Below are 11,782 nucleotides of genomic sequence, written 5' to 3' on the forward strand. Positions count from 1 at the left end.
GAACCCCTCGACAAGGTTCATCGTTCCAGCTCAGAAGGCACTTTCGTAATTCCGCCCCGCATCCGGCCTCACTCCAACCGAAACGGCGAGGCTAGCGCAGCTAAGCCGTCCTCACTGGCGCCGCAGCTTCTTGAGACATCGGTGCCCCAGGACCCGTACGAGTTCCTTCGACGACGTCTGGTGCACCGTGCGGGACTTCGCCTCGGCGGTGTGGCGTACCGGGGCCGCGGCGGCCGCGGCGAGTGCGCCGTACAGCGCCTGGGCGGCGACCTCCGGTGCGATGCGGGCCTCGGCGGCGGGCGGTCCCGGCTGTGCGGGGATGGCGGGCAGGGCGGAGAGCAGGGCCGGGTCGCCGATGACGCGGACGCCCATGGCGGCGATGCGTTCCACCATCTCGGCACCGATACGGCCGGCGGCCTCGACGGCCCAGGCGGGGGTGGAGATCTTCACGTCCTCGGCGGTGGGGCTGCACGCGTTCTTCATATGCATGACGGCGCCGTTGCGGACGAGCTTGGAATAGAGCTCGTCGGGCAGTCCATTGCCGCGGAATTCCACGTTGAGCTTTCGCAGCATTTCGGTCTCGGCGAGGGTGAGGGAGCGGTTCGCCGTGTCCGGGACGGGCCTGAGAAGGTTTTCGGGCAGTCCGAGCAGCGCTTCGAAGGTGCGCATCAGGCCGTCCCGGTCCCGGTCGTCGACCACGACGACGGTGACCCGGTCGGGGCCGACCGCGCGGATCCAGCGTTCGACGAGCCGGTCGTGCCGGTGGCGGCGCCAGAAGCTGGGGTTGGGCTGCTCGTAGGGGGCCTTGCGGAGCATGTGCTCCAGCCAGTTCTCGTAGCCCATGCGCAGTCCGTTCTGGACGTACTGCTGCCACTGCGAGGGCATGATCTTGGCGATGGGGCGCAGGGTGACGAGGATGTGGACGCGTTCGCCGCCGAGCTGGTCGACGATGCGGGCGATGGTCTCGTCGTCGGGGGCGTCGGCGAAGAACTCGCTGCTGATCACCGAGGTACGGGTGCCGGTGGCCTCGACCTGCTGGAGCAGCCGCGTCCAGTGCTTGTCGGTGGGCACGGTGTCGCCCATCATCGCGGGCCGGGCACAGGCGGCGAGGGCGGCCTCCATCGGGTGCCGGGTGGTCGCCGGGAATTCCACGCCGTGCTCGGGCAGCTGGTCCTTGGCCGCGAACAGGGCGCCCTGGATGGCCGTGGTCCCGGTTTTGTGCGGGCCTATGTGCAGCAGGCGGGTGCCGGCGGGCAGGGTGGTAAGGGGACCGATGGGGCCTATCGGGGCGTTGTTCACCGGGGCTTCGCCTCTCGTACAGTCCGTCTCCATGGTTAACGGAAGGTAAGACGTTTACCTTAGGTTCACCTGAGAGGAGCCTGGGACACAGATGAGTCCCAGGCTCCTGTTACACAGACTTGACCTTCGGGGTGTCCGGTTCGCGGGTCACACGACCTGTACGCCGGGTTCGTCCGTCTCGACGCGCAGGGTGGCGAGGGTGCTCGCGGTGGCCTGTGGCCGGACGACGGTGTCGACGACGCGCACGCGCGCGTCGATGCCGTCGCGGCGGATGTCGAAGAGGTGGTAGCCGCGGTGGGCGTCGATGACCTTCCAGTGCGGGTTGTCGGCCTTCAGCGGGTCCCACTGGGCGTGGAAGGCGGCCTGGTCCTGGTCGCCGTTGCTGGAAATGGAGGTGCCGACGAACTCCGCGCCGACCACGTCCGAGGACGGGTCCGCGAAGTTCTTCTTCAGGTCGCTGATCATGGTCAGATGGCGGTCGCCGCTGAGCACGACGGGGTTGCGGACCGAGGCGAACTCGTCCAGCAGGGCGTTGCGTTCCACCTGGTAGCCGTCCCAGGCGTCGTAGTACCAGAGTTTTCCGGCGCCGGGCAGGATGTCGGTCTCGGCCATCATGATCTGCGAGGCGATCAGGTTCCAGCGGGCCGGCGAGTCGTGCAGTCCGTCGAGCAGCCACTGCTTCTGTCCGGCGCCGAGCATGGTGAGCGAGGGGTCCTCGGCGGCGGTCTGGCTGGTGACCTGGTCGCTGCGGAACTGCCGGGTGTCGAGGACGTTGAGGCGGACCAGGCGGCCGAATTCGAGGCGGCGGTACATCTGGATGTGCGGCCCCGTGGGGATCGCGGTGGCCCGGACCGGCATGTGTTCGTAGTAGGCCTGGAAGGCGGCGGTGAGCCGGGCGACGAACGCGTCGTGGGACTGTTTGCCAGGGTCCTGGGGGATCTCGCCGGCCCAGTCGTTGTCGACCTCGTGGTCGTCGAAGGTGACCACCCAGGGCGCGTTCGCGTGCATCGCGGCGAGGTCGGGGTCGCTGCGGTACTGGGCGTAGCGGTTGCGGTACTGGACCAGGGTGTACGGCTCTCCGGTCCCCTCGTGCCGTCGTACGGCCGTCGAGGACGGCGCGGACTCGTAGATGTAGTCGCCGACGAAGAGGACGAGGTCGGGGTCCTGGGCGTGCATGTCGGCGTACGGGGTGAAGTAGCCGTGCTGCCAGTTCTGGCAGGAGGCCAGGGCCACGCGCAGGGTGCCGCCCTTGGTGTGCGGGTGGGGTGCGGTGCGGGTGCGGCCGGTCGGGGAGATCCGGCCGCCGGCGCGGAAGCGGTACCAGTAGGCGCGGTCGGGGCGCAGTCCTCGTACATCCACGTGAACGCTGTGCCCGTACTCGGGCCGGGCGTGGGCGGTGCCGCGGCGGACGACCTTGTGGAGGCGTTCGTCCTCGGCGATCTCCCAGGCGACGGGGACGATCTCGTCGGGCATGCCGCCGCCGTGCAGGGGGTCGGGGGCGAGCCGGGTCCAGAGCACGATGCCGTCGGGGAGCGGGTCGCCGGAGGCGATGCCGAGGCTGAACACGCCGTCGGGCAGGGGGGTTTCGACGGCTCGGGCGGCGGAGGGCAGCCAGAGCTGGGCGGATGCGGCGGCGGTGAGGACGGCGGCACCGGTGGTCAGAAAGCGGCGACGGTCGGGCGATGGTGCTCCGGTCATGCGCGGACTCCCTTGCCAGAGTGGCCTTCTGGACGGTCTGACCTTCGGAGGCTCCCCCGGCCGGACGGTCCGCCCGCTGAACAAGAACATGCGCGTGCATGACAACTAGGTAGACAAGTGCGCAGACAGCGGAAAACCCGCCGCGGCCGGGAACGGGAACGGGTCCCGGCCACAACGGGTCTGACGGTAGATCAGCCGGCCTCGGGATCCGGGGAGGCCGACGGCCGCGTTACTCGAACGGGTCGAAGTCGTCGTACTCGCCGAGGGCCTCGTCCCGCTCCGCCTGGCGGTCGCGGCGGCGCTGCACGGCGGGCCGCTGCTCCTCGAAGCGGTGGTCCTCGCCGCGCCGGCCGAGCATCTCGGCGCCGGACATCATGGTCGGCTCCCAGTCGAAGACGACGGCGTTGTCCTCGGGGCCGATGGCGACGCCGTCGCCCGCGCGGGCGCCCGCCTTCATCAGCTGCTCCTCCACGCCGAGGCGGTTGAGGCGGTCGGCGAGGTAGCCGACGGCCTCGTCGTTGTTGAAGTCGGTCTGGCGGACCCAGCGTTCGGGCTTCTCGCCGCGGACCCGGTAGAGGCCGTCGTCCTCCTGGGTGACGGTGAAGCCCGCGTCGTCGACGGCCTTGGGCCGGATGACGATGCGGGTCGCCTCCTCCTTGGGCTTCGCGGAGCGCGCCTTGGCGACCAGGTCGCCGAGGGCGAAGGTCAGCTCTCGCAGGCCGATGTGGGCGACCGCGGAGACCTCGAAGACGCGGTAGCCGCGGGCCTCCAGGTCGGGGCGGACCATCTCGGCGAGGTCCTTGCCGTCGGGGACGTCGGTCTTGTTGAGGACGACGATGCGGGGCCGGTTGTCGAGGCCGCCGTACTGCTTGAGCTCCTCCTCGATGACGTCGAGGTCGGAGAGGGGGTCGCGCTCGGACTCCAGGGTGGCGGTGTCGAGGACGTGGACGAGGACGCTGCACCGCTCGACGTGGCGCAGGAACTCCAGGCCCAGGCCCTTGCCCTGGCTGGCGCCGGGGATGAGTCCGGGGACGTCGGCGATGGTGTAGACGGTGGAGCCGGCGGTCACCACGCCCAGGTTGGGGACGAGGGTGGTGAACGGGTAGTCGGCGATCTTCGGCTTGGCGGCGGACAGCACGGAGATCAGCGAGGACTTGCCGGCGCTCGGGTAGCCGACCAGGGCCACGTCGGCGACGGTCTTCAGCTCCAGGACGATGTCCTGGAGGTCGCCGGGCTCGCCGAGCAGGGCGAAGCCGGGGGCCTTGCGGCGGGCGCTGGCGAGGGCCGCGTTGCCGAGGCCGCCGCGGCCGCCCTGGGCGGCGATGTAGGAGGTGCCGTGGCCGACGAGGTCGGCGAGGACGTTGCCGGCCTTGTCGAGGACCACCGTGCCGTCGGGGACCGGCAGGACCAGGTCCTGGCCGTCCTTGCCCGCCCGGTTGCCGCCCTCGCCGGGCTTGCCGTTGGTGGCCTTGCGGTGCGGGGAGTGGTGGTAGTCGAGGAGTGTCGTCACCGACTGGTCGACGGTCAGGACGACGTCGCCGCCGCGGCCGCCGTTTCCGCCGTCGGGGCCGCCGAGCGGCTTGAACTTCTCCCGGTGTACGGAGGCACAGCCGTGGCCTCCGTTACCCGCGGCGATGTGCAGCTCGACGCGGTCCACGAAGGTGGTCATGGTGGGGTGCCTCCAGCACGGTAAACGTTCGTTCGTACGACTTTGTCTCTTGCGTAACACGCGAAAGGCGGACCCGCCTTCCCGACCGGGAAGTGAGGTCCGCCTCGCGATGCGTTCTGGCAGTGCCGTGAATCAGGGACTGATTCAGGCGACCGGAACGATGTTCACGACCTTGCGGCCACGGTGGGTACCGAACTCCACCGCGCCGGGCTGCAGCGCGAACAGCGTGTCGTCGCCGCCGCGGCCGACGCCCGCACCCGGGTGGAAGTGGGTGCCGCGCTGACGGACCAGGATCTCACCCGCGTTGACGACCTGACCGCCGAAGCGCTTCACGCCGAGCCGCTGGGCGTTGGAGTCGCGACCGTTCCGGGTGGACGATGCGCCCTTCTTGTGTGCCATCTGTTCTCAGTCCCTTACTTCGCAGCCGTGGGGATCTCAGTGACCTTGATCGCCGTGTACTGCTGGCGGTGGCCCTGGCGACGGCGGTAACCGGTCTTGTTCTTGTAGCGCAGAATGTCGATCTTCTGGCCCTTGTGGTGGTCCACGACCTCGGCCTGGACCTTGATGCCGGCCAGCACCCACGGGTCGCTGGTCACGGCGTCGCCGTCGACAACGAGCAGGGTCGAGAGCTCGACCGTGTCGCCAACATTGGCGGTGGAAATCTTGTCAACCTCAACGATGTCGCCGACAGCAACCTTGTGCTGGCGACCACCGCTGCGCACGATGGCGTACACGCGGATCTCACTCTCTCGCTCGGGAACGACACCCCCGCAGTCCAGCCGCCCGGCGAACGCGGGCGGCCTCTCTCAGCCGGAACGGCCCGAGAGGAAAAGGTTTACGGGGATGTGGCGCGTCCTCATATCCATGGACACGCCGACGGTCAAGGTTACGGGGCGGTGGCCGAGAGGGTCAAACCGGGCCCCGCGGGTGTGGGGCCGGTCACTCGGAATGGGCCCCGGAGCGTGCGGGACCGGTCACTCGGACCGGTCCCGCACCCGGGCGTCAGCCCTCGTCGGCGGCGGTGGCGACCGTGGTGGTCTTCTTCGCCGTCGACTTGGCGGCGGCCGTCTTGGCGGTCTTGGCCGCCTTCTTGGCCGTCGTCGTCTTCTTCGCGGCCGTCTTCTTGGCAACGGTCTTCTTGGCGGCCGTCTTCTTCGCCGCGGTCTTCTTGGCGGCCGTCTTACGGGCCGTCTTCTTGGCCGGGACGGCCTCCTCGACGGTCTCCTCGGCGGTCTCGGCGGCGGGCGCCCCGGCGGGAGCGGGAGCCTCCTCGGACGCCGGGGCCTCGGCCGCCGGCTCCTCCACGGAGGGCACGACCAGGACGGCCGTCTCCTCCGGCGCGGTGGGCGCGGTGGCCTTGCGGACCGCGCGACGGCGCGGGCGGGCCGGAGCGGCGCTCTCGGCGGGCGCGGCCGCCTCGACCACGGGCTCGGGCTCCTCGACGGCGACCGGCGCGCTCTCGGCGACGACGGTCACCACGGCCGCCTCGGCCCCTGCCGGGGAACCGGCGGGCGCCGACACCTTGCGGGTCGCACGCCGACGCGTACGGCCCTTGGGCGCGGCCTCCTCGGCAGCCGGAGCCTCCGGCGCCGCCGGGACCTCGACCACGGCGGCCTCGACCGCCGGGGCCTCGACGGCGACCGGCTCGGCGAGCACCTCGGCAGCGGCCGGCGCCTCGGTCACCGGCACCTCGGTCACCGGTGCCTGGGCCGCCGCGGCCTCAGACCGGGCCGCGCGCTCCCTGGGGGCGCCGGCCGGAGCCGAGGCCCGGCGGCCCGCCCGGCGGCGGGTGCGGTGGCGGCCTGCCGCGGCCTCCGCCTCGGCGACGCTGCTGTACAGCTCCTCGTCCGGCGTGAACTCGGGCGCGGGCAGCGCGACCGGCGTGGCGGCCTCGGCCGCGACCTCGGCCGCCGTCTCGATCGCCTGGACGGCCTCGGCGTGCTCGACGGCACCGTCGGCGACGGCCTCGTGCGTCTCGTGCACCTCGTGGTCGTGGTCGTGCTCGTGCCCGTCACCGCCGCGCCCGCGCTTCTTGCGCTTGCCGCCGCCACCGCCGCCGGAGCTCGGCTGCTCCATGTGGACGATGACACCGCGGCCGTTGCAGTGCACGCAGGTCTCGGAGAACGACTCCAGCAGGCCCTGTCCGACCCGCTTGCGGGTCATCTGGACGAGGCCCAGCGAGGTGACCTCGGCCACCTGGTGCTTCGTACGGTCCCGCCCGAGGCATTCGAGCAGGCGCCGCAGCACCAGGTCCCGGTTGGACTCCAGGACCATGTCGATGAAGTCGATGACGATGATGCCGCCGAGGTCGCGCAGCCGCAGCTGGCGGACGATCTCCTCGGCCGCCTCCAGGTTGTTGCGGGTCACCGTCTCTTCGAGGTTGCCGCCCTGGCCGGTGAACTTGCCGGTGTTGACGTCGACGACGACCATCGCCTCGGTCCGGTCGATGACCAGCGAACCGCCGCTGGGCAGCCAGACCTTGCGGTCCAGCGCCTTGGACAGCTGCTCGTCGACCCGGTAGGTGGCGAAGACGTCGACCTCGGAGGTCCACCTCGACAGCCGGCCCGCGAGGTCGGGGGCGACGTGGGAGACGTAGCCGTGGACGGTGTCCCAGGCCTCGTCGCCGCTGACGATGACCTTGGAGAAGTCCTCGTTGAAGATGTCGCGGACGACCCGGACGGTCATGTCCGGCTCGCCGTACAGCAGCGTCGGGGCGTTGCCGTTCTTCGACTTCTTCTGGATGTCCTCCCACTGCGCCTGCAGGCGTTCGACGTCGCGGCGCAGTTCGTCCTCGCTGGCGCCCTCGGCGGCGGTGCGCACGATGACGCCCGCGTCCTCGGGGACGATCTTCTTGAGGATGGTCTTCAGACGCGCGCGCTCGGTGTCGGGCAGCTTGCGGCTGATGCCGGTCATCGAGCCCTCGGGGACGTACACGAGGTAGCGGCCCGGGAGGGAGACCTGGCTGGTCAGGCGGGCGCCCTTGTGGCCGATCGGGTCCTTGGTCACCTGGACGAGCACGGACTGGCCGGACTTCAGGGCGGACTCGATGCGACGGGGGCCGTTGGCCATGCCCAGCGCCTCGAAGTTGACCTCGCCGGCGTAGAGGACGGCGTTGCGGCCCTTGCCGATGTCGATGAAGGCGGCCTCCATCGACGGCAGGACGTTCTGGACCTTGCCCAGGTAGACGTTGCCGACGTACGAGGTCGACTGCTCCTTGTTGACGTAGTGCTCGACGAGCACGCCGTCCTCCAGGACGCCGATCTGGGTGCGGTCGCCGTGCTGGCGGACGACCATCACGCGCTCGACGGCCTCGCGGCGGGCGAGGAACTCGGCCTCGGTGATGATCGGGACGCGGCGGCGGCCCTGCTCGCGGCCCTCGCGGCGGCGCTGCTTCTTGGCCTCCAGACGCGTGGAGCCCTTGATGGACTGCACCTCGTCGGACGGCTCGGACGGCTTGCGGGGCTCGCGGACCTTGACGACCGTGCGCTCCGGGTCGCCCTCGTCGGGCTCGGTGTCGACGGAGGTGTCCCCGGCGCGGCGCCTACGACGGCGGCGGCGACGGCTGCTGGAGGAGGAGCCGCCGGCCTCGTCGTGCGCCTCGTCGTCCTCCTCGTCCTCTTCCTCCTGCTCGGCGGTGTCCTCGGCGTCCTGCTCGGCCTGCTCGGCGGCGAGCTCGTCCGCCTCGCCGTCGGCGGCGTCACCGCGGCGGCGACGACGGCCACCACGGCGGCGGCGACGGCGGGAACCGGCCTCCTCGGCCTCGTCCTCGCCCTCGGCGATGTCCTCGACGGACTCCTCCGGCTCCTCGGTCCCGTCCTCGGCGGGTGCCTCGGCGACCGGGGCCTCCTCGGCGGCGCCCCGGCGACGGCGACGGCGGCGCGAACCGGCGTCGGCCTGCTCGGCGGAGTCCGCCGCGAAGGCGGCTGCCGCGGACGACGTGACTGCCGTGGACGAGGTGGACGCGGCGGACGTCGTGGTCGCCGGGGCCTCCTCGGTCTCCTCGGCGACGGCGGCCTCGGCGGCCGCTTCGGCGGCGGCGCGCTGCGCGGTCTGGAACCTCGGCTCGGTGAACACGGGCGCCTGGAACACGGCCACGGCGGGCCGGGCCGGACGGCGCTGCGGCTCCTCCTCGGCGGCGGCCGCGGCGGGCTCGGAGAACCCGATGGCGGCCTGGCGCACGACCCGGCGCCGGCGACGCGGCGACTCGGCCTCGGCGGGCTCGGCGGCCGGGGTCTCGACGGGCGCGGCCTGCGGCTCCTCGGCGGCGGGGGCCTCGGCGACGGCCGTCTCGGCGGCAGCGGCCTCGGGGGCGCCGACGGGCGCGGAGACCCGGCGGGTGGCACGGCGACGGGTACGCGGCGCGGTCTCCTCGGCGGCGGCCTCGGCCACCGGCTCGGGGACGGCGGGCGCGGCCTCTTCGACGGTCTCGACGGTCACGGCGGTCTCCGCGGCAACGGTCGTGGCCGCGGCCTCGTCGGCGGCCTCGGGGGCACCGGCGGGCGCGGACACCCGGCGGGTGGCACGGCGACGCGTCCGGGGCGCGGGCGCGGCCTCCTCGACGGCCTCGGGAGCCTCAGCGGCCTCAACGGCCGCGGAAACCTCGGCTGCTTCCTGAGGCTCGGTCTCGGCCACGGCGGCCGGGGTTCCGGCGGGTGCGGAGGCGCGGCGCGTGGCACGACGGCGCGTACGAGGCGGAGTGGCGTCCTCGCCGCTCTCCACGGCGGCCGCGTCGGCGACCGCGGTCTCGGCGGGCTCGTCGGCGACGGCGGCCACGACCGTCTCCACGGCCTCCGCGGCCTCGGGGGCACCGGCGGGCGCGGACGCCCGGCGGGTCGCACGACGGCGCGTGCGCGGAGCCGGCACGGCCTCCTCGACGGCGTCGACGGCCTCGGCGGCTTCCTGCGTCACTTCGGCGGCCGGTATGGCCGGCACGGTGGCCTCGGTCTCCGTCTCGGCCGCTGCCTCGGTGGGCGGTCCCGCGGGGCGGGACGCGGCACGGCGACGCCTGCGCGGGGGCAGGGTGTCGCTCGGGCTGTTCAGTTCGGAGCCCTCGGTGGGCTCGGTCGGTTCGAGCATGCGGGCGGTTCTCCCGTCAGGCTCCCGGGCGCCGCGCCTGGTCCGGCGTCGATCGGTTCGAGCGACCGCCGGTGACGTCCGCGGCTCGCGCGGTGCGCGGTGCCGCCGTGTGGGGCGCGGGCGCCGCACAGGAGCTCTCTGTGTCCTGTCTCGCCGGTTCCGTACGCCTTGTCGCGGACGGCCTGGCGAAAGTCTTCTGGTCGGTGCGCTGCCCGACCCAGGTGGCTCCCGAGTACGAGGGCGGCGCTTCGACGTCCGTCCTTCGCGGGACCTTCCTTACGCCGGCACCGTCGCGGCGGCAGTCGGTTCGGCCTTCGAGAGGGCCTCGGCTGCCTCGCGGTCGGGCGCGAGCGGGTCGGTCACCGTGCCGGTCTCTTCATCGAGCAGCCCCTGCGCCAGCCTGGTCACCGCTGCGGGGACCGGCGGCGCCAGGTCGGCCACGGCGCGGAGACCGGACAGGACGTCGTCGGGTCGTACGGCAGGCGTCACGTGCCGAACAACCAGCCGCAGTATCGCACAGGCCTGGTCGGTCGGCCTATCAGCCGTTTCACTCTGTGTTTCAAGTTGTACGACGGCGGGGCGGGCGTCGAAGGTGCGGACGCCGTTCTTGGTGGTGCGCCGGACCTCCACGGACTGGGCGGCGTTGAACGCGGCGACGGCCTTCTCGGCCTCCGCCGGGTCCTGCCCGGCCAGCCGCAGCTCCCACACGGAGGCGGTGAGCCGGTCGGCCAGCCCGGACGTCCGTACCTCGACCGCGTCGACGATGTCGAGCCCGGCTGGCAGGGACTCGTCGAGGAGTGCGCGCAGCCGCTCCGGGTCCCGGGGTGCGGTGAGCGCGATCTCCAGGTACTCGGCCTCGCTGCCCGTGCCGGTGGGTGCGGCATTGGCGTACGACACCTTCGGGTGCGGTGTGAACCCCGCCGAGTAGGCCATCGGCACATCGGAGCGGCGCAGCGCACGCTCGAAGGCGCGCTGGAAGTCACGGTGGCTGGTGAACCGGAGGCGGCCGCGCTTGGTGTAGCGCAGTCGGATGCGCTGCACCGCGGGTGCGGGCGGCGGGCCTTCGGGCTGTCGCTTGCCCAGTGTCGTCAGTCCTTCGTGGTTCTGGTGAGGGCGGCCGTACCGCTGTCGGCCGTACCGCTGTGTACTGCTATCCACCAAGAGTACGTGTGTCGCGGCCCGCGGGTTCCCGCCGGTCCAGGGCCGCCGGCTGGCGCGGCTCGCCGAAGAGAGCGCGGCGCAGGTCGGCACGGGCCTGGTGTACGGCGCGGCCGATCGCGCGTGCGGCCTGGGCGGCCGGGTGCAGTACGAGGTCGCGTACGACGTGCCCGACCGGGGTGAGGACGGTCCGGTACAGCCATCGCGCGGGCTCCAGGAAGATCCACCGGAAGAGGGTCCCGAGAACCCGTCCGGTGGCTCGTGCGACGTACCCGGCGGCCCGCCAGGCGTGGCCGAGGGCCTCCCCGATCTCCCTGAGGACGATGCCGAGGACGTGTCCGGCCGGGGCGAGGATCCAGCGCCACAGGGCGAGGGCGGGCAGGACGAGGAGGACGCGGGCGATCCAGTACAGGGCGGTGCCGAGCATGTCGATCACCCGGGCGACGGCCTTCGCGACGGGCGTGAGGAGCCGTACGAGCGCGTGGGCGATCGGGGTGAGCACGCGCGTGTGGAACCACACGAGGGCGTGGCCGGTCGGGGTGAGCACGCGCGCGTAGAGCCACACGAGGGCGTGGCCGAGGGGCGTGAGCAGGTACCGGTACAGCCAGATCAGGGGGACGACGACGAGCTTGTGGAGGACCCGGCCGATCGCGCGTGCCACCGGGGTGAGGACGTACCGCCACAAGAACCGTGCGACGGCGGCGCACGCGTCCCAGAGGAGGCGTACCGGCAGCACCACCAGGAACACGAAGATCCGCACGGGGATTCTGATCGCGACGACGAGGCACCCCTCGGGGTGCTGTGGCTGCGGCTGCCGTTGCGGCTGTTTCTGCATGTCCATGGCCGAAGAGACGCTATCGCGTGCCGCGCGGATGCGATATG

8 protein-coding genes are annotated in these 11,782 nt (G+C 72.2%); all 8 read right to left on the reverse strand.

Annotated elements, in window-relative coordinates; translation table 11 throughout:
- Positions 1-111 precede the first annotated feature (111 nt).
- Positions 112-1,332 carry a hypothetical protein gene (locus AB0D85_RS34195; RefSeq protein ID WP_362328812.1) on the reverse strand — a complete coding sequence of 407 codons (1,221 nt, stop codon included), beginning with the start codon at positions 1,330-1,332 and terminating at the stop codon, positions 112-114.
- A 114-nt stretch (positions 1,333-1,446) separates the two neighbouring features.
- Positions 1,447-2,997 carry an alkaline phosphatase D family protein gene (locus tag AB0D85_RS34200; RefSeq protein ID WP_362328814.1) on the reverse strand — a complete coding sequence of 517 codons (1,551 nt, stop codon included), beginning with the start codon at positions 2,995-2,997 and terminating at the stop codon, positions 1,447-1,449.
- A 229-nt stretch (positions 2,998-3,226) separates the two neighbouring features.
- Complete coding sequence (gene obgE, locus AB0D85_RS34205; protein ID WP_362328816.1) at positions 3,227-4,666, reverse strand: GTPase ObgE; 1,440 nt, start codon at positions 4,664-4,666, stop codon at positions 3,227-3,229.
- A gap of 144 nt (positions 4,667-4,810) precedes the next feature.
- Positions 4,811-5,065 carry a 50S ribosomal protein L27 gene (gene rpmA, locus AB0D85_RS34210; protein ID WP_020940020.1) on the reverse strand — a complete coding sequence of 85 codons (255 nt, stop codon included), beginning with the start codon at positions 5,063-5,065 and terminating at the stop codon, positions 4,811-4,813.
- A gap of 14 nt (positions 5,066-5,079) precedes the next feature.
- A complete protein-coding gene (rplU, locus tag AB0D85_RS34215; RefSeq protein ID WP_272113185.1) occupies positions 5,080-5,400 on the reverse strand; it encodes a 50S ribosomal protein L21 in 321 nt (106 codons plus the stop codon).
- A 268-nt stretch (positions 5,401-5,668) separates the two neighbouring features.
- Complete coding sequence (locus AB0D85_RS34220) at positions 5,669-9,742, reverse strand: Rne/Rng family ribonuclease (RefSeq protein WP_362328819.1); 4,074 nt, start codon at positions 9,740-9,742, stop codon at positions 5,669-5,671.
- Between the two features lie 276 nt (positions 9,743-10,018).
- Entirely contained in the window at positions 10,019-10,783 is a 765-nt protein-coding gene (locus AB0D85_RS34225; protein WP_362329140.1) for a TIGR03936 family radical SAM-associated protein, read from the reverse strand.
- A gap of 109 nt (positions 10,784-10,892) precedes the next feature.
- A complete protein-coding gene (locus tag AB0D85_RS34230) occupies positions 10,893-11,741 on the reverse strand; it encodes a hypothetical protein (RefSeq protein WP_362328821.1) in 849 nt (282 codons plus the stop codon).
- Positions 11,742-11,782: the final 41 nt, after the last annotated feature.

Origin of the sequence: Streptomyces sp. NPDC048277 (genome assembly GCF_040652235.1) — a bacterium.
GTDB lineage: Bacteria > Actinomycetota > Actinomycetes > Streptomycetales > Streptomycetaceae > Streptomyces.

Coding starts and splice junctions, on each gene's coding strand:
- AB0D85_RS34195 (WP_362328812.1), bottom strand. CDS start 1,332: ATGGAGACGGACTGTACGAGAGGCGAAGCCCCGGTGAACAACGCCCCG.
- AB0D85_RS34200 (WP_362328814.1), bottom strand. CDS start 2,997: ATGACCGGAGCACCATCGCCCGACCGTCGCCGCTTTCTGACCACCGGT.
- obgE (WP_362328816.1), bottom strand. CDS start 4,666: ATGACCACCTTCGTGGACCGCGTCGAGCTGCACATCGCCGCGGGTAAC.
- rpmA (WP_020940020.1), bottom strand. CDS start 5,065: ATGGCACACAAGAAGGGCGCATCGTCCACCCGGAACGGTCGCGACTCC.
- AB0D85_RS34220 (WP_362328819.1), bottom strand. CDS start 9,742: ATGCTCGAACCGACCGAGCCCACCGAGGGCTCCGAACTGAACAGCCCG.
- AB0D85_RS34230 (WP_362328821.1), bottom strand. CDS start 11,741: ATGGACATGCAGAAACAGCCGCAACGGCAGCCGCAGCCACAGCACCCC.